The organism is Rhizobium sp. 05L419 (assembly GCF_056397845.1).
In genome coordinates this window covers 45,945-63,598 of the sequence record NZ_JBFTOF010000021.1, presented here as the reverse complement: position 1 = coordinate 63,598, position 17,654 = coordinate 45,945, and the positions used below count along the sequence as shown (strand labels likewise).

The 17,654-nt window shown below is 62.0% G+C and carries 18 protein-coding genes; 12 read left to right on the top strand and 6 right to left on the bottom strand.

Features of this window, described 5'->3' with window-relative positions:
* Position 1 precedes the first annotated feature (1 nt).
* The gene (locus tag AC1DMK_RS22790) at positions 2-541 is read right to left on the bottom strand and encodes an SH3 domain-containing protein (RefSeq protein ID WP_037065400.1); all 540 of its coding nucleotides are present in this window, start codon (positions 539-541) and stop codon (positions 2-4) included.
* Between the two features lie 180 nt (positions 542-721).
* On the opposite strand from AC1DMK_RS22790, the gene AC1DMK_RS22785 reads away from it, so the two are divergent.
* A complete protein-coding gene (locus tag AC1DMK_RS22785) occupies positions 722-1,723 on the top strand; it encodes a 2-hydroxyacid dehydrogenase (protein WP_037065399.1) in 1,002 nt (333 codons plus the stop codon).
* A 60-nt stretch (positions 1,724-1,783) separates the two neighbouring features.
* On the opposite strand, the gene AC1DMK_RS22780 is transcribed toward AC1DMK_RS22785, so the two are convergent.
* Positions 1,784-2,608 carry a molybdopterin-synthase adenylyltransferase MoeB gene (locus AC1DMK_RS22780; protein WP_477862233.1) on the bottom strand — a complete coding sequence of 275 codons (825 nt, stop codon included), beginning with the start codon at positions 2,606-2,608 and terminating at the stop codon, positions 1,784-1,786.
* On the bottom strand, positions 2,605-3,729 hold the full coding sequence (gene recF, locus AC1DMK_RS22775; RefSeq protein WP_477862231.1) for a DNA replication/repair protein RecF: 1,125 nt from the start codon (positions 3,727-3,729) through the stop codon (positions 2,605-2,607). The genes AC1DMK_RS22780 and recF overlap by 4 nt, the downstream gene beginning before the upstream one ends.
* 192 nt (positions 3,730-3,921) lie before the next feature.
* Between recF and AC1DMK_RS22770 the strand changes: the two genes are divergently transcribed.
* Together AC1DMK_RS22770 and AC1DMK_RS22765 are read left to right on the top strand one after the other, a co-directional pair.
* Positions 3,922-4,632 carry an LssY C-terminal domain-containing protein gene (locus AC1DMK_RS22770; RefSeq protein ID WP_477862229.1) on the top strand — a complete coding sequence of 237 codons (711 nt, stop codon included), beginning with the start codon at positions 3,922-3,924 and terminating at the stop codon, positions 4,630-4,632.
* Positions 4,633-4,972: 340 nt separating this feature from the next.
* Positions 4,973-5,440 (top strand): group III truncated hemoglobin, encoded by a 468-nt coding sequence (locus AC1DMK_RS22765; RefSeq protein WP_477862227.1) that lies wholly within the window; start codon positions 4,973-4,975, stop codon positions 5,438-5,440.
* A 4-nt stretch (positions 5,441-5,444) separates the two neighbouring features.
* On the opposite strand, the gene AC1DMK_RS22760 is transcribed toward AC1DMK_RS22765, so the two are convergent.
* Complete coding sequence (locus tag AC1DMK_RS22760; RefSeq protein WP_477862225.1) at positions 5,445-5,963, bottom strand: GNAT family N-acetyltransferase; 519 nt, start codon at positions 5,961-5,963, stop codon at positions 5,445-5,447.
* A 19-nt stretch (positions 5,964-5,982) separates the two neighbouring features.
* The gene (locus tag AC1DMK_RS22755) at positions 5,983-6,549 is read right to left on the bottom strand and encodes a helix-turn-helix domain-containing protein (RefSeq protein ID WP_477862223.1); all 567 of its coding nucleotides are present in this window, start codon (positions 6,547-6,549) and stop codon (positions 5,983-5,985) included.
* Positions 6,550-6,689: 140 nt separating this feature from the next.
* Here AC1DMK_RS22755 and lepA point away from each other — a divergent pair, with 140 nt between their 5' ends.
* Genes lepA through AC1DMK_RS22740 form a run of 3 tightly spaced genes read left to right on the top strand, consistent with a single transcriptional unit; the run spans position 6,690 to position 9,105 of the window.
* Entirely contained in the window at positions 6,690-8,525 is a 1,836-nt protein-coding gene (gene lepA / locus AC1DMK_RS22750) for a translation elongation factor 4 (RefSeq protein WP_037065484.1), read from the top strand.
* A gap of 56 nt (positions 8,526-8,581) precedes the next feature.
* Positions 8,582-8,812, top strand: coding sequence for a type II toxin-antitoxin system CcdA family antitoxin (locus AC1DMK_RS22745; protein WP_037065393.1), 231 nt, complete (start codon positions 8,582-8,584; stop codon positions 8,810-8,812).
* Positions 8,812-9,105 carry a CcdB family protein gene (locus AC1DMK_RS22740; protein WP_477862220.1) on the top strand — a complete coding sequence of 98 codons (294 nt, stop codon included), beginning with the start codon at positions 8,812-8,814 and terminating at the stop codon, positions 9,103-9,105. The genes AC1DMK_RS22745 and AC1DMK_RS22740 overlap by 1 nt, the downstream gene beginning before the upstream one ends.
* A 198-nt stretch (positions 9,106-9,303) precedes the next feature.
* On the opposite strand, the gene AC1DMK_RS22735 is transcribed toward AC1DMK_RS22740, so the two are convergent.
* Positions 9,304-9,762, bottom strand: a complete 459-nt coding sequence (locus AC1DMK_RS22735; protein ID WP_477862219.1) for a GFA family protein — start codon at positions 9,760-9,762, stop codon at positions 9,304-9,306.
* 185 nt (positions 9,763-9,947) lie between these two features.
* Between AC1DMK_RS22735 and AC1DMK_RS22730 the strand changes: the two genes are divergently transcribed.
* The 6 genes from AC1DMK_RS22730 (at position 9,948) to AC1DMK_RS22705 (ending at position 17,414) form a co-directional block, all read left to right on the top strand.
* On the top strand, positions 9,948-11,528 hold the full coding sequence (locus AC1DMK_RS22730) for a peptide ABC transporter substrate-binding protein (RefSeq protein ID WP_477862217.1): 1,581 nt from the start codon (positions 9,948-9,950) through the stop codon (positions 11,526-11,528).
* A gap of 46 nt (positions 11,529-11,574) precedes the next feature.
* On the top strand, positions 11,575-12,498 hold the full coding sequence (locus tag AC1DMK_RS22725) for an ABC transporter permease subunit (protein ID WP_037065386.1): 924 nt from the start codon (positions 11,575-11,577) through the stop codon (positions 12,496-12,498).
* Positions 12,495-13,412 (top strand): ABC transporter permease, encoded by a 918-nt coding sequence (locus AC1DMK_RS22720; protein ID WP_477862215.1) that lies wholly within the window; start codon positions 12,495-12,497, stop codon positions 13,410-13,412. The genes AC1DMK_RS22725 and AC1DMK_RS22720 overlap by 4 nt, the downstream gene beginning before the upstream one ends.
* A gap of 1 nt (position 13,413) precedes the next feature.
* Positions 13,414-14,421 (top strand): ABC transporter ATP-binding protein, encoded by a 1,008-nt coding sequence (locus AC1DMK_RS22715; protein WP_037065383.1) that lies wholly within the window; start codon positions 13,414-13,416, stop codon positions 14,419-14,421.
* Positions 14,414-15,397: an ABC transporter ATP-binding protein gene (locus AC1DMK_RS22710; protein WP_477862212.1), complete on the top strand. Its 984-nt coding sequence runs from the start codon at positions 14,414-14,416 to the stop codon at positions 15,395-15,397. Before AC1DMK_RS22715 ends, AC1DMK_RS22710 begins: the two co-directional genes overlap by 8 nt.
* A gap of 406 nt (positions 15,398-15,803) precedes the next feature.
* Complete coding sequence (locus AC1DMK_RS22705; RefSeq protein ID WP_477862210.1) at positions 15,804-17,414, top strand: arylsulfatase; 1,611 nt, start codon at positions 15,804-15,806, stop codon at positions 17,412-17,414.
* Positions 17,415-17,654 lie beyond the last annotated feature (240 nt).

The following is a 17,654-nucleotide window of genomic DNA, read 5'->3' as shown; positions in this document are numbered from 1 at the left end:
CTTACTTGAAGGCTTCGCCTGGGTAGGCACCCCAGACTTCCGACTGCGCCACCCAACCTTCGGCGCCGTCGGTCTTGGCAAAGCACCAGTCGCCGTTGCATTCGCCGATGTTCATCATGACGCCCGGCTCCAATTTGGCCACCACCGTCGAAGACGGCAAGGCCTCGCGCCGCATGTTGACGAAGACGCCCTTGCCCTTGCCCTTCATCCACGGTGCGGCAATGGCGGCGCGCGAACCGGACAGCAGCGACTGGTTGACCCAGCCCGAGGTGCCGTCGGCATCGCGGATCTGCCGCCAGTTGTCGTATTCCTGAATGATTTCCACCGGCAGGCCCGCCTTCAGGTACATCCAGGATGCGGCAAAGTCCGTGCCCGGACCGATGCGAAGGTTGACGCGCTTGGACTTCAGCGTGACGAAGCGCGGCAGCGGCAGGCCGCTCGGACCTTTTGCCGCCTGGGCGAAACTCAATTCGGCGGTTCCCGCCGAAAGCACGAAACCGACCGCAATGGCGAGGCATGATTTCAGGACTGTGCTACGCATGGGACTTCCGTTCGCTCAAATTCAAGGCATGTCTGCTGCCTGATGTTCGGTCTTCGATTCGGCCGCACGCTGAACGAGTTTTGTTTGTCTTCGCGCGCGGGTCTGGTAGAAATTGCCCGGAACGGGGAAATTATCCCGCGTCTTGGTTAAGGACCTCTGAACAAGGCAGCTCCGGCGGACATGACGACGAAGAAAAAACCGAAGGTCTACATCACACGCAAACTGCCGGATGCGGTCGAGACACGCATGCGCGAACTCTTCGATGCGGAACTCAACATCGACGACGCGCCGCGCTCCGCGGCGGAACTGATCGCGGCGATGAAATCGGCCGACGTGCTGGTGCCCACCGTCACCGACCGGATCGACGCCACGCTGATCGAGCAAGCCGGGCCGCAGCTGAAGCTGATCGCCAGCTTCTCGAACGGCACCGACCACATCGATGTCGAGGCCGCCGCCCGCAAGGGAATCACCGTCACCAACACGCCGAACGTGCTGACCGAAGATACCGCCGACATGAACATGGCGCTCATTCTCGCCGTGCCGCGCCGGCTAGGCGAAGGTGCACGGGTGTTGACGGACCAACCCGGTGAATGGGCCGGATGGTCGCCGACCTGGATGCTTGGGCGCCGCATTCACGGCAAGCGGATCGGTATCGTCGGCATGGGCCGCATCGGCACGGCGGTTGCGCGACGCGCCAAGGCGTTCGGTCTGTCGATCCATTACCACAATCGCAAACGGGTCAGCCCGGCGACCGAAGACGAACTGGAGGCGACCTATTGGGAAAGCCTCGACCAGATGCTCGCCCGCGTCGACATCGTCTCGGTGAACTGCCCTTCGACGCCGGCCACCTTTCATCTGCTGTCGGCCAGGCGCCTCGCGCTGCTGCAGCCGACGGCCTATCTCGTCAACACCGCTCGCGGCGACGTGATCGACGAGGCGGCGCTCATCAAGAGTCTCAGGGAAGGCAAGTTGGCCGGCGCCGGCCTCGATGTGTTCGAGAACGAGCCGGCCGTCAATCCGAAGCTGATCAAGCTCGCCAACGAGGGCAAGGTGGTGCTTTTGCCGCATATGAGCTCGGCGACGATCGAAGGCCGCATCGACATGGGCGACAAGGTGATCATCAATATCCGCGCTTTCATCGACGGTCATCGCCCGCCGAACCGGGTGCTGCCGGGTCGCTGAGCCGCGAGCATTTTGCCCATTTCGATCGATGTCGTCCCGAGGAAAGCGGGCGACGGATTTTCATGAGGCCTGGCTCTGCTTCGGGCGCCGCCGCTTGTAGCGGATCGTATCGAAGCGGGCCGACAAGGCGTCATAGAGCAGCAGCCGGCCGATGAGAGGATCGCCCGTGCCGGTCACCAGCTTGATCGCCTCCATCGCCATCAAAGTGCCGATGACGCCGGTCAGCGCCCCGATGACGCCGGTTTCTGCGCAGACGGGGATGAGGCCGGCAGGCGGCTTTTCCGGAAAGAGATCGCGATAGGTGGGGTTCTCGATGCCATCGGTGCCTGTCTCGTATGGCTTCAGAACCGTTACCGAACCGTCGAAGCGGCCGACTGCGCCCGTGACAAGCGGGATCCGGGCGGCTTGCGCTGCATCCGCCGCCGCGTAGCGCGTGTCGAAATTGTCTGATGCATCAACCAGAAGATCGAAACCGGAGAGATGACGCCGTGCCGAGTCCGCCGTGAAGCGTTCCTCGAAGCGGATCACCTTCACATGCGGATTGAGCCTTGCAATCGCAAAGGCAGCGCTTTCAGTCTTCTGTTCGCCGATCGTGCCGGAATCATGAATGACCTGACGCTGCAGATTGGAAAGCGACACCAGGTCGTCATCGGCAATGCCAAGCGTGCCGACGCCGGCGGCTGCGAGGTACTGCAGGATCGGCGCGCCGAGACCGCCGGCGCCGATGACAAGGACGCGCGCCGCCTTCAGCTTCTGCTGGCCCGCCCCGCCGATTTCGGGAAGCAGGATATGGCGCTGGTATCTGGCGATTTCTTCGGGGCTCAAGGGTTCCATGGGTCCGATGCTACCATGGCCGCCGGCAAGGGGGAAAGCGGCATCCGTCATTCGAAAACCCTCCCATCGGCAACGGTGAAGAACTGCGCCCGATCCCCGAGCGCGGAAAACATCGACCGGTCCGTCCCGGTCATGAAGGCCTGGCCGCCCAAGGCATCGATGAGGTCGAAGAGCGCGGCGCGGCGGCCTTCGTCGAGATGGGCGGCGATCTCGTCCAGCAGCAGGACCGGCGCGTGGCCGGTGAGATTGCCGACCAGCCGGGCATGCGCAAGGATCAGCCCGACCAGCAATGCCTTCTGTTCGCCGGTCGAACAGCGCGCTGCTTCCATCTGCTTGTCGCGGTGGCGAACCAGGAGGTCGGCGCGGTGCGGACCGTCAAGCGTGCGGCCGGCGGCGGCGTCGCGATAGCGACTTTCGGCGAGCATCGCGGCATAGTCGTCCTCAAGATCGACGGCGGGGCGGCTGAACTGTCCGTCCATGAAACCGGCAAGCTCCAGCGAGGCCGAGGGAAAGGGGGAGGTTTCGCGCGTTTCCCCGATGAGGCGGCTCAGAAGTCCGAGCATTTCCTGGCGCGCCAGCGCCATGGCGATGCCAAGGCTTGCCATCTGCTCTTCGATGCCGGAGAGCCAGGACGGATCGAACCGGCGCTCGTCGAGCAGCTTGTTGCGGCTGCGCATGGCGCGTTCGAAATCGCTGGCGCGGCGGCCGTGGGCGGGATCGAGCGACAGGACGAGGCGATCGAGAAAGCGACGGCGCTCGGACGAGCCGCCGGTAAAGAGCCCGTCCATCGAGGGCGTCAGCCAGAGCAGGCGCAGATGATCGGTGAGTTCGTCGGCGGTCCTGGCGGCGGTGCCGTTGATGCGCAGCCGGCGCGAGGCCGTGTCGTCGGTCGTATCGAGCCCGGTGCCGATCTCGACGTCACCTTCCATGCCGTCGAGCTCTGCGAAGATCGAAAAGCCGGCGGTCGCGCCGACGCGGGTGATGTCGCCATAGGTGGCGCGCCGCATGCCGCGACCGGGCGACAGGAAGGAGACCGCTTCCATGAGATTGGTCTTGCCGGCGCCGTTGTCGCCGGTGAGCACGACATGCCGGCCATCAAGAGACAATGCCGCGGCCGCATAGTTGCGGAAATCGGAGAGCTTGAGGCGGGAAATGGTGACCTTATGCGGCATGCTATATCCGGATTCGTGACGGCTGAGAGCTAAGCGCTACGGGCAGCAATGGCAAGGGCGGGCACCCTTGTCGGTGCGGACGGCGGTTCGCAACCCCTTCCTTGCCGCGCGTTTCTCCCTGCAATTTGCGCGATCAACCGGAGAGACAGTATGCTATAAGCGCTCAGGAGACATGAGGCGACGCGAACCGGGATGAGACATCGCACGAAAACGCGGATGGCGATAAGCGGCATGCTGGCACTTTTGGTTGCCTATCTGTTTGCCGCCTATTTCATCGTTCCAGAAATATGGATCCTTCGGGATGCCAGCCGCGTTGCCGACTTTGGCAAAATGGTCACGACCACTGAACAGGACATTCCTGGAGACCCCATCAATGTCGGTCTAGTCGGCTCCAAGGAAGAGGTAATCCGGGCATTCGCGGCAGCGGGATGGGATCCCGCCGATAAAATCACCTTGCGGACATCGGCTGAAATCGGATTGAGCGTCGTGCTTGATCGGCCCGACCTCGATGCGCCGGTGAGCCCGCTGCTGTTTGAGGGGCGCAAGCAGGATCTGGCATTTGAAAAGTCCGTCGGCAAGAGCGCCGACGAGCGCAACCACGTGCGTTTCTGGCTGACCCCAAAGACCGGCGCGGACGGGCGCCCGCTGTGGCTGGGCTCGGCGAGCTTCGACCGCGGGGTGGGGTTCAGCCACGACACCGGCCAGATCACCCATCACATCGGACCGGATGTCGATGCGGAGCGGGATTTGACGATCGGCGACCTTCTCAAGGCCGGGCAACTCTCGTCGACCTACGAGATCCCAGGCATCGGGGCCACGAAAACCGGCCGCAACGGGGGCGGCGATCCCTATTTCACCGATGGGAGGGCCCTGGTCGGCGTGCTTCGCGGCGCAGACCGGTAACGAACGCGGGATAAGAGAGCCTGCGTCGTTCACCCACACCCAGGCCCCCCTCGCCGCAATACCTTGCGGTGTATCCAATGACGGGACGCGGCAATTGCAGGTACGGGTTTGGGGAGCGGGGACAATCGAGCAGCGGATTTCCGCTAAGCCACTGACTTTTCTTCATCTGCGCCAATATCTACGTCCCCGCCCTCATTCCTGTGGCAGGCACAGGAGTGGGGCCACCGGCGACGCCATGACGCATTGCGCGGTTGTCGCCGGCATCGCTTCGGCCTTCACTGAGCGGCATCGACTGCCTATATGAGAGGCGGTCGCGATGAGCGGCATGCCGGAGTGAACAATGAACACCGAAATACAGGGCCGGGCGGCACATGTGGCTGCCATTCGCGAGCGCGCAGAAGCCGAGATGCAGGCGATGGGCGTCGATGAAGCGTTCATCGACAGGCTGGTCGAGACCTTTTATGGCCGGGTGCTGAAGCACCCTGCCCTCGGGCCGGTGTTCGACGCCAGGCTTTCGGGCCGTTGGCCGGAGCACATGGCAAAGATGAAGAGCTTCTGGTCGGCCGTCGCCTTTCGCAGCGGCGCCTATGGCGGCAAGCCGGTGCAGGCGCATACCGGCGTCTCCGACTTGACGCCGGCGCTCTTTGCGCAATGGCTGGCGCTCTTTTCGGAAACGCTCGACGATATCGCGCCGAATGCCGAGGCGAAGGCCTGGTTCATGGCAACCGCGGAGCGGATCGCCAGGAGCCTGACGCTTTCGCTCTTCTACAATCCGGCGCTCGACGACCCGCGAGGCAAGCCGGCCTGAGGCCTCAGGCGATGCGCTTGTAGAAGAAGGTGGAGGCGCAAAAGCCGCCCTGCGGCCAGAGCGCGTAATCGGGAATGACGCCGACGCGTTCCCAGCCGAGACGCGGATAGATCGCTTCGGCATCGCTGCCGGTTGCGGTGTCGAGCACAAGGATGCTCTTGCCGCGGCTGGCGGCCTGGCGCTCGGCTGCATCCATCAACAGACGTGCCAGGCCCTTGCCGCGGGCTGAACGATGCACCAGAAGCTTCTTCAGGTCGGCGCGATGCGGCTGGTTCGGCATCTGCGCGGCGCCGATCTGCACCGTACCGACGACCTTTCCATCCATCTCGGCAACGAGAAGCAGGGTCGCGCCCGCATCAACGGCGTCGGCAACGCCCTGCCAGTAGGGTTCGCCATCCTCCAAGCCATGGGGCTGCATGAAGCCGACGGACGCGCCGCCGTTGACGCAATCGGCGAGCACGTCGCACAGATCGGGAATGGCCGCGCGGGCTTCTGCCGCGCCGAGAAGGCGGATGGTCGTCATGGGTTTCTCCTGAAGTGAACTAGCGCCCGCGGCGGTCGAGGACGACACAGTAGCGGGCCGGTTTGTTGCCGGGATTGTGGAAGATGTGGCCCGCGGCGACCGGCATGAAGAGGCAATCTCCGGGAAGCAGTCGGTGGACGGTCTTGCCCGTCGTCATTTCCAGTTCGCCGTCGAAGAGCCAGATATGCTGAGCCATGCCGCTCATTGCCGCATGCGGCGGGAAGCTGACGCGGGCGCCGGCCGGGAATTCCACATCGACGATATCGACATCCGAGGCGGTGCCGGGCGGCGAGACGGAGCGCCTGACGTAGCCGGTTTGCGGGTCGCGCCAGACCTTTTGCTCCTGCCGGCGCGACAGCGGCGAGGCTTGCCCCTCTTCGGCAAAGAAGGCCGAGAGGGAAAGGCCGAGGGCCGCACAGACCCGCGCCAGCAGAGAGGCAGTCGGGCTCGCCTCGCCACGCTCGATCCGCGAGATCATGGCCCGGCTAACGCCCGAGGCGGTGGCGAGGTCGTCCAGCGTCAGGCTCTTGTCGATCCGGAGCTTGCGGATGCGGACGCCGATCGCCGCTTCGAGTTCCTGTTCCATCACCTGATCCATTATTCCACTATAATAGAAATGCATAGTCCGATGATGGAATCAAGTGCAATTCGCGCGGCACCCGAACTGCGACTTATCGTCAACGAAACCCTGCTTTTCCGCTTTGCGGCAAGGGGATGCGCTGCTATATGGCGCCCATGAGCACCAATCCGAACCGCACCGCCCTTGACCATATCCGCAACTTCTCGATCGTGGCCCATATCGACCACGGCAAGTCGACGCTGGCCGACCGCCTGATCCAGTCGACCGGCGGCCTTGCCGAACGCGACATGTCGGAACAGGTGCTCGATTCGATGGATATCGAGCGCGAGCGCGGCATCACCATCAAGGCACAGACCGTTCGCCTGCACTACAAGGCCAACAACGGCGAGACCTACATCCTCAACCTGATCGACACGCCCGGCCACGTCGACTTCGCCTACGAAGTCTCGCGCTCGCTGTCGGCCTGCGAGGGGTCTCTGCTGGTCGTCGACGCCTCCCAGGGCGTGGAAGCGCAGACGCTCGCCAACGTCTATCAGGCGATCGACAACAACCACGAGATCGTCACCGTTCTCAACAAGATCGACCTGCCGGCGGCCGAGCCGGACCGCATCCGCGAACAGATCGAGGAAGTGATCGGCATCGACGCTTCGCAGGCGGTGCTGATCTCGGCAAAGACCGGCCTCGGCATTCCCGACGTTCTCGAAGCGATCGTGCACCAGCTGCCGCCTCCAAAGAGCCCTGCCGGGGAGAACGGGCCGCTGAAAGCGCTGCTCGTCGACAGCTGGTACGACACCTATCTCGGGGTCATGGTTCTCGTGCGCATCATCGACGGCGTGCTGACCAAGGGCCAGACCATCCGCATGATGGGCACGGATGCGAAATATCAGGTGGAGCGCGTCGGCGTGCTGACGCCGAAGATGCTTGCTGTCGACAGCCTCGGACCCGGCGAGATCGGCTTTTTCACCGGCTCGATCAAGGAAGTGGCAGACACCCGGGTCGGCGACACGATCACCGAAGACAAGAAGCCGACGGCGCAGGCGCTGCCGGGCTTCAAGCCGGCCCAGCCGGTGGTGTTCTGCGGTCTCTTCCCTGTCGATGCCGCCGACTTCGAGGATCTGCGCGCTGCCATGGGCAAGCTGCGCCTCAACGACGCGTCGTTCTCCTTCGAAATGGAATCGTCCGCCGCTCTCGGCTTCGGCTTCCGCTGCGGCTTCCTCGGCCTGCTGCATCTGGAAATCATCCAGGAGCGCCTCGAGCGCGAATTCGACCTCGACCTGATCGCGACCGCTCCTTCGGTCGTCTACAAGCTGCACATGACCGACGGCACCGAGCGCGAGCTGCACAATCCGGCCGACATGCCTGACGTGGTGCGGATCTCGGAAATCCACGAACCGTGGATCAAGGCGACGATCCTGACGCCTGACGACTATCTCGGCGGCATCCTCAAACTCTGCCAGGACCGCCGCGGCATCCAGACGGAACTCACCTATGTCGGCAAGCGCGCCATGCTGACCTACGAATTGCCGCTCAACGAAGTGGTGTTCGACTTCTACGACCGCCTGAAGTCGATCTCGAAGGGCTATGCCTCGTTCGACTATCATCTTGATACCTATCGCGAGGGCAACCTCGTCAAGATGTCGATCATGGTCAACGGCGAACCGGTCGATGCGCTGTCGATGCTGGTGCACCGCTCGGCTGCGGAAAAGCGCGGCCGCGACATGTGCGAAAAGCTGAAGGACCTGATCCCGCGGCATATGTTCAAGATCCCGATCCAGGCGGCGATCGGCGGCAACGTGATTGCCCGCGAAACGATCTCGGCCATGCGCAAGGACGTGACCGCAAAGTGCTACGGCGGCGATGCCAGCCGCAAACGCAAGCTGCTCGACAAGCAGAAGGCCGGCAAGAAGCGCATGCGCCAGTTCGGCAAGGTGGAAATACCGCAGGAAGCGTTTATCGCGGCATTGAAGATGAGCGACGAGTAAGCCGTTTTCTTTCTCCTGATATGCGCATATGATTTGCGCATATCAGGAGATCGACAATGTCGCATTCCCCCCGCAAGGCCGCCAACCTGTCGCTCGACAGCGAACTCGTGTCACAGGCGCGCGAACTGAACATCAACATCTCACGAGCCGCCGAAGACGGCATCGAACGCGCCATCAGGAGCGAGCGCGAACGCTTGTGGCGTCTGGAGAATGCCGAGGCGATCGCCGAAGCCAATGCCTATGTCGACAAACACGGTCTGCCTTTTGCAAAATACCGGCAGTTTTAATGGCGCGCTTTCATGTCTACAGCATGAGGACGGGTTACGCTCTCGACGTACAGTCGAACCTGTTGGACGGCCTCAACACACGCATTATGATTCCGCTTGTCGACGCCGATCGTGTCTCTCACGTCATGATGAGGCTCAATCCGCGCGTCGTGATCGATGACAGATATTACTTGCTGGTGACGGAACGAATGGCGGCAGTGCCCGTGACCGAGATAGGCGCGCTGGCGGCGGATATGACGGCGAAAAGCGACGAGATCAATGCCGCCCTGGATTTCCTGTTTCAGGGTTTCTAGAGCATTTCCGCTTTTCTTCGAACCGCGAAAACGCTCTATCTTTCTGTTTTCACGCAATTCCGGGCGCAAAACCGCTACTCACTTTTGCTGGAATTGCTCTAGAGCGTTTGCGCTTTTCCTCGAACCCGCAAATACGCTCCGTCTTTTTGTTTCTACGCAATTGCTGCAAAACCGCTACGCACTTTTGCTGGAATTGCTCTAAGCTGAAGCCTGCGCCATGTATGCCTTCACCAAGCCCTCGTAGGCGTCCATCTCCGGCAGCGCCTCGTAGCTGTGAACGGCGCCCGTTTGCGCAAACGGCAGCTTTTCATTCGTCCAGGTCTCGATGAAAGGCGTGAACCAGCGGGGGTCGTCGAGCAGCGTCGGGCGCAGGTTGACGAACCAGTCCATGCCTTCCGGGCGGGTGAACATCCAGGTCATGCAGTAAGGGCAGAAATAATGGCGCGAGCCACCATGCAGGCCGCCGACGACGGGCTCTCCGTGCGTGACCTCGAAGCCCTCGGCAGGGATGGCGGCGCTCAGCGAATAGGCGCTGGACGACATCTTCTGGCAGCCTGTGCAATGGCAGGCCATCGTCAGCAACGGTTTGGCGGTGATCTTCAGCCGCACCTGGCCGCACCGGCATCCGCCTTCCCAGGGCAGGCTTTGCTCGCTCATGTCGCATTCCCTCGTTCGTGCTCCAATATTTAGCAGCCGACAGGCCAGTGTCAATTCGCGACATGGAAGGGGGTTGCAACGGCATTTCTTTCCGCTAACTTGCGCTTTGACCTGAACGTAACAGGTCAAACACGGGAACAAAAACGACTAAAAAAGGCGAAAAGCCTAGAAAGGTGGCCCCCATCATGAGCTTTCTTACGAAAAAAATTCTAGCCTCCGCAGTGTTTGGCTCACTGCTGGCCGTTTCGGCCCATGCGGCCACACTGAATATCCACAATGGCGGCGACCCCCAGTCCCTCGATCCGCAGAAACTCTCCAGCGACTATGAGAACCGGATCGCGGGCGACATCTTCGAGGGCCTCGTGACGGAAGATCCGAAGGACGATCCCATCCCGGCGCAGGCTGAGAGCTGGACGGTTTCGCCTGACGGCAAGGTCTACACCTTCAAGCTTCGCGACGGCATCAAGTGGTCGGACGGCCAGCCGGTGACGGCAGAAGACTTCGTCTTCTCCTTCCAGCGCCTCCTCGATCCGAAGAACGCCGCCGAATACGCCTACCTGCAGTTCACCATCAAGAACGCGGAAAAGATCAACAAGGGCGAGATCACCGATTTCAGCCAGCTCGGCGTCAAGGCGATCGACGACAAGACGCTCGAGATAACGCTTGAAAACGCGACCCCCTATTTCATCAATTCGCTGATGCATTATACCGCCTATCCGCTGCCGAAGCATGTGGTCGAGGCCAAGGGCGAAGACTGGGTCAAGATCGGCAACATCGTCACCAACGGCCCCTACAAGCCGACCGAATGGATCCCGGGCGCATCCGTGACCACCGTCAAGAACGACGCGTACTACGGCGTCAAGGACCTGAAGATCGACGGCGTCAAGTTCTTCACGCTGGAAGACCAGGAAGCCGCCCTGAAGCGTTACCGCGCCGGCGAGTTCGACATCATGACGGACTTCCCGACCGACCAGTACGAATGGATGAAGACCAACCTGCCGGGGCAGGCGCACGTGGCGCCGTTCCTCGCCAGCTACTACTACGTGCTGAACGCCCAGAAGCCGCCGTTCAGCGACAAGCGCGTACGCCAGGCGCTCTCCATGGCCGTGAACCGCGAAGTGATCGGCCCGAAGATTCTCGGCACCGGCGAACTGCCGGCCTATTCCTGGGTTCCGCCAGGCACCGCGAACTACGGCGAGCCCGCCTATGTCAGCTGGAAGGACATGCCGTACAAGGAGAAGCTCGAAGAGGCGAAGAAGCTGCTGAAGGAAGCTGGCTTCGGTCCTGATCACCCGCTGAAGGCGCAGCTTCGCTACAACACCAACGACAACCACAAGCGCGTCGCCGTCGCGATCGCCTCGATGTGGAAGCCGCTCGGTGTCCAGGTCGAGCTCTACAACACCGAGACCAAGGTGCACTACGACGAGATGCAGCGCGGCCAGGTGGAAATCGGCCGTGCCGGCTGGATCGCCGACTACAACGACCCGGACAACTTCCTGGGCCTTTTGGTCTCCGGCGTGTCCATGAACTACGGCCGCTGGAGCAACGCCGACTATGACAAGCTCGTCAAGGAGGCGAATGCCCAGACGGACCTGAAGAAGCGTGCCGAGATCTTCAAGCAGGCCGAACAGCTGGCACTCGACGACAGCGCCGCCATTCCGCTCTACTACTACGTCTCGAAGAACGTGGTATCGCCGAAGGTCCAGGGCTTCGAAGACAATATTCAGGACATCCATCGCACGCGCTGGCTGTCTGTCAAAGAATAGGGATATCGGCCCTTCCCTCGCCTGAGGGAAGGGCCGGTCCACGATCATGATCAAATACGCACTCCGTCGCCTGCTCTCGACGATCCCCGTCCTTTGGATCGCCGTGACGCTCAGCTTTTTTGTTTTGCGCCTTGCCCCCGGCGGCCCGTTTGATGGCGAACGGCCATTGCCGCCGGTGATCCTCAAGAACCTCGCGGCCCACTACAACCTCGACAAGCCGCTGATCGAGCAGTACCTGATCTACATGTTCGATGTGCTGAAGGGCGACCTCGGCCCCTCTTTCGCGAACCAGGATTTCAACGTCACGCAGCAGCTCATGCTCGGTCTGCCCTATACGTTCACGATCGGCGGGGCGGCGTTCGTCCTGGCAATCGTCATCGGCGTGGCGGTCGGCTGTCTCGGGGCGCTTTATCAGAACAAAGCGCCCGATTACCTGCTTGGCTTGCTTATCCTCATCGGACTGGTTCTTCCGAACTTCCTGATTGCGCCCATCCTGCAGCTGGTCTTCGGTATCCATCTCGGCTGGCTGCCGGTTGGCGGCTGGGGTAACGGCTCGATCCGATATCTGATCCTGCCGGTGTTGGTTCTGGCCTTGCCGCATGCCGGCCGGATCTCGCGCATGACCCGCGGCTCGATGATCGAGGTGATGAACCAGAACTATATCCGCACGGCGAAAGCCAAGGGCATCGGCCCGCGCCTCACCGTCATGCGACACGCGTTGAAACCCGCCATGATGCCCGTCGTCTCGTACCTGGGGCCGGCGGCAAGCTACCTTCTCACCGGCTCGCTGGTTGTCGAAAGCATCTTCGGATTGCCCGGCATCGGCCGCTATTTCATCAACGCGGCGCTCAACCGCGACTACGGCATGGTTCTCGGCACGGTCATCTTCTACATGGTGCTGATCGTCGTTTTGAACCTCATCGTCGACATCGCCTATGCATGGCTCGACCCGAAAGTGAGAAGCCGATGATCCTCAATCCTGCAAGGCGAGAACTGCTCGCGGCCGAACTTCTCGAGGCGGAAGGTCTCTCTCAAAAGAGCCGGTCGCTGACCGGCGATGCCCTGCGCCGCCTCTCGCACAACAAGGCGGCAGTGGTCGCCATCGTGGTGCTGACGCTTCTCATCCTCGTCGCCTTCATCGGCCCCTATCTGATCCCCTTCGGCTACGAGGAGCCGGATTGGGAGGCCTTCCGGATAGCACCGGACTTGGCAAGCGGCCACTATTTCGGGACGGATCCGAACGGTCGCGACCTGCTTGCCCGCGTTCTCTACGGGACGCGCGTGTCACTGGCGGTCGCTGGGACGGCGACACTCGTTTCCGTCGTCATCGGCGTGCTCTACGGGGCGATCTCCGGCTATATCGGCGGCAGGCTCGACGCCATCATGATGCGCTTCGTCGACATCATGTACGCGCTTCCCTACATCCTCTTCGTCATCCTCCTGATGGTCGTCTTCGGTCGCAACGTCTACCTGCTGTTTGCAGCGATCGGCGCACTGGAATGGCTGACAATGGCACGGATCGTGCGCGGGCAGACGCTGTCGATCAAGCAGCGCGAATTCATCGAAGCGGCCCGCGCGTCCGGCCAGAGGCCATTCAAGATCATCCTCAAGCACATCATCCCGAACCTTATCGGTCCGGTGGTGATCTTTGCGGCGCTGACCGTTCCCGAGATCATCGCAACCGAGAGCTTCCTCTCATACCTCGGCTTCGGCGTTCAGGAACCGCTGACGTCGCTCGGCACGCTGATCGCCGAAGGCACCGATGCGATGGAAAGCATGCCCTGGCTGCTGGTCTTTCCCGCCTGCTTCCTCGTTGCCCTATTGATGAGCCTGCTCTTCATCGGCGACGGCCTGCGCGATGCGTTCGACCCGAAGGATCGCTAACATGCACCCAGACACAACGAACGACGCCCTTCTGGAACTCAGGGACTATTCGATCACCTTCAGAACGCCGGACGGCGAGGTCAAGGCGGTCTCCAACATCAATCTCTCGGTCAAGCGCGGCGAGAGGATTGCCATTGTCGGGGAATCCGGTTCTGGCAAGAGCCAGACCTTCCTCGGCGTCATGGGGCTTCTTGCCAAGAACGGCAAGACCAATGGCCAAGCGCTGCTGGAAGGCCGCGATGTGCTCTCGCTGAGATCGCGCGAGCTCGACCATGTGCGCGGCAAGGACATGGCCATGGTGTTTCAGGATCCGATGACGGCACTCAACCCGTCGCTGAAAATCTCGCGCCAGTTGACGGAACAGCTGGAGGTGCACCGCGGCTTTACCGCGCGGGCGGCGTCCATCGAGGCGCTCGACATGCTCAAGCGCGTCGGCATTCCCGATCCGACGCGGCGCTTCAATCTCTACCCGCACGAGCTTTCAGGCGGCATGCGCCAGCGCATCGTCATTGCCATGGCGCTGCTCACCAAACCGAAGCTGCTGATCGCCGACGAGCCGACGACGGCGCTCGACGTGACGATCCAGGCGCAGATCCTTGATCTCTTCAACGATCTGACGGCCGAGATGAACACCGCGCTCGTCATGATCACCCACGATCTCGGCGTCGTCGCAGGGCTCGCCGACCGCGTCGCGGTCATGTATGCCGGACGGATCGTCGAGGAGGCGCCTGTCGATGAGCTGTTCGACAATCCGGCGCACCCTTACACCGCAGCCCTGCATGCCTCGATCCCGCGGCCCGATCAGGACGTGGACCGGCTGGCCGTCATTCCCGGCCGGCCGCCGAACCTGCAGCACCTGCCCAAGGGCTGCAGCTTCTCGCCGCGCTGTCCCATGGTCCAGAACGACTGCATCGACGCGTCGCCGCGGCTTGCCACGGTGGAACCGCGACATTCGGCGGCCTGCTTCCATCCCTTCCCGCGCCTAGAGGAGGTGCTGAACCATGGCTGAGCGTTCACTTCTAAGGGTCGAGAACCTGACGACCCAGTTCGAGCTGCCGTCGAAGGGTTTCTTCAAGCCGCCGCTGGTGCTCACGGCCGTCAACGATGTCAGCTTCGATCTCAGCGAGGGCCGTACGCTCGGAATCGTCGGCGAATCCGGCTGCGGAAAGTCGACGCTCGGACGGTCGATCCTGCGTCTCCTGAAATCGCAGAAGGGCCGGATCCTCTGGCAGGGCCGCAACCTGCTCGACCTGTCGGACGAGGACATGCGGGCCGCGCGTCGCGACATGCAGATCATCTTCCAGGATCCGATCGCCTCCCTCAACCCGCGCATGACGGTCGGCGACATCATCGCCGAACCGCTGACCGTCTTCGAGCCGAAGCTCAACAGGGCCCAGCGCACAGAGCGCGTGCGCGAGATCATGACGGCCGTCGGCCTCGTGCCGGAGATGATAAACCGCTATCCGCATGAATTCTCGGGCGGCCAGGCGCAGCGCATCGGCATTGCCCGCGCAGTGGTGACACGGCCAAAGCTGATCGTCTGCGACGAGCCGGTCTCGGCCCTCGATGTGTCGATCCAGGGCCAGGTTATCACGCTGCTACGCAAGCTCAGGAAGGAGTTCGGCCTGACGCTGATCTTCATCAGCCACGATCTGTCCGTCGTGCGGCTGATCTCAGACGACGTGCTGGTGCTCTATCTCGGCAGGGTCGTGGAGGCTGGCGACTGCGCCACGGTTTTCGACAATCCGGCGCACCCCTATACGCAGGCGCTGTTTTCGGCAGCACCGATCCCGGATCCGAAGCGGGCTCGAAACCGCCAGCGTATCCGCCTGCAGGGCGATCCACCCTCACCGCTCGATCCGCCGAAGGGCTGCGTCTTTTCGCCCCGCTGCTGGAAGGCGACCGATATCTGCCGCACGGCGATGCCGATGAGCGAACAGGTTCGCCCCGACCAGACGGCGGCCTGCTATCACATGGACCGGTAGCGAGAATTTGGGGCCGCCACAAGCTGCGCCCGGATCTCCAAGGAGAACCCGCCATTTGACGGGTTCTCCTTGAACCATGCTCGTCCCTGAATTGTGCTTGGTGGCAACGCAACAGGCTGTTGCCACGTAAAATTTGCGGGTTGTACTGTAAAGTACTTCCCAGCGCCGACGCAACGCTTCCGGGCGATCTCACGCCGCAGCCGCTGACCCAGTAAATCAACGGGAATTTACGTTGTCTGCAACGTTGCGGGGTCGCGTATTTACCGTAACGTACTTACACGCCACCGCCCTTCTGAAGAAGTCTGTCCAGGTCGAAAAGCGACGATCCATTCCGGCAGCGCTCGCGCCTGCCTGACAATAGGGAGAGCGTAATGTTCAACGACCTGAAACACAGAGGGAGATCGTCATGAGCGCCTCCTTCTCAAAGCGCCTCCTGAGCGCGGGCGCGTTTTTCGCCGTGGCGCTTGCTTCCACCTCGCTCAGCGTTTCATCGGCGCATGCGCAAGAGGCAGCCAAGCCGAATATCCTCGTCATCTTCGGCGACGATATCGGGCAGACGAATATCAGCGCCTATTCCGAAGGCCTGGTGGGATACCGCACGCCGAACATCGACCGTATCGCCAGGGAAGGCATGAAGTTCACGGATTATTACGCCGAGAACAGCTGCACGGCTGGCCGCTCTACCTTCATCACCGGGCAGGTATGCCTGCGCACGGGACTTTGCAAAGTCGGTGCTCCCGGCGCCCCGGTTGGCCTGCAGGCCGGCGATATGACGATCGCCCAGGCACTCAAGCCGCTCGGCTATGCCACCGGGCAATTCGGCAAGAACCACCTTGGCGACAAGGACGAGTATCTGCCGACCAACCACGGCTTCGACGAATTCTTCGGCAACCTCTATCACCTGAACGCCGAGGAAGAGCCGGAGGCCCCCTATTGGCCGAAAGACGATCAGGAATTCCTGAAGGCCTATTCTCCGCGCGGCGTCATCAAGGCTTCGGCCGACGGCAAGGTCGAGGACACGGGTCCGCTGACCAAGAAGCGCATGGAAACGATCGACGACGAAACGACGGCGGCGGCCATCGACTTCATCGATCGCCAGGCCAAGGCCAAGAAGCCGTTCTTCACCTGGATGAACACAACACGCATGCACCTGTTCACCCACGTGCGCGACTCCATGCGAGGACAGAGCGGCATGCCCGGCAACGAGTATGGCGACGGCATGGTCGAGCATGACGGCGACGTCGGCAAGCTCCTGAAGGCTCTCGACGACCTCGGCATCGCTGAAAACACCATCGTCGTCTACACAACCGACAACGGTCCCAACCAGTTCTCCTGGCCTGACGCTGCCACGACACCGTTCCGCAGCGAAAAGGACACCAACTGGGAAGGCGCGTTCCGCGTGCCTGCCATGGTTCGCTGGCCGGGCCATATCCAGCCGGGACAGGTGTCCAACGGCATGGTATCGGGTCTCGACTGGTTCCCCACCCTGCTTGCGGCGGCCGGAGATACCGGCGTGAAGGATCGCCTGCTCAACGGATGGAAGCCGGAGGCAAGCGCCACCGCCTTCAAGAACCATCTCGACGGTTACAATCAGCTCGACTACATCACCGGCAAATCACCGAAGAGCGCGCGCAGCGAGTTCTACTATTTCGATGACGACGGCAATCTCGTGTCGATTCGGTATGACGATTGGAAGGTCGTCTTCCACGAACAGCGGGTACCCGGTGGCTTTGGCGTCTGGCAGGAACCCCTGGTCACACTGCGTCTGCCCAAGCTGTTCAATCTGCGAATGGATCCCTATGAACGGGCTGACACGGTCTCCGACCAATACAATGATTGGCTCGTCAGGAACGACTATCTCCTCGTAAAGGGCCAGCTCAAGGGCGCCGCCTTCCTGGAAACCTTCGTGAAGTATCCGCCCAGCCAGCGCGTCGCCAGCTTCAACATCGAGGGTGTCCGCGACCAGGTGAACAAGGCGATCGACCAGTCGTTCAAGGACCGCGGTATCGAGAAATAGCGCGCCGATCGGCCTTGTGAAGCACAGACGGACGCATCCGCACAGCCGATGCGTCCGTCCACACCATACACGGGGTCAGCATGACGGCACGCGACGACATCATCGCATTGGGCCAGCGGATCAGGCAGTCTATCATCGGCCCGGAGACCATGGTCGAGCGCAGTGTCCAACAAGCCGCAGCGGTGAGGGTCCGGCCATATCCAACGGCGTTGCCGCCCCTCAATCCCGTTTAGTCGCGAT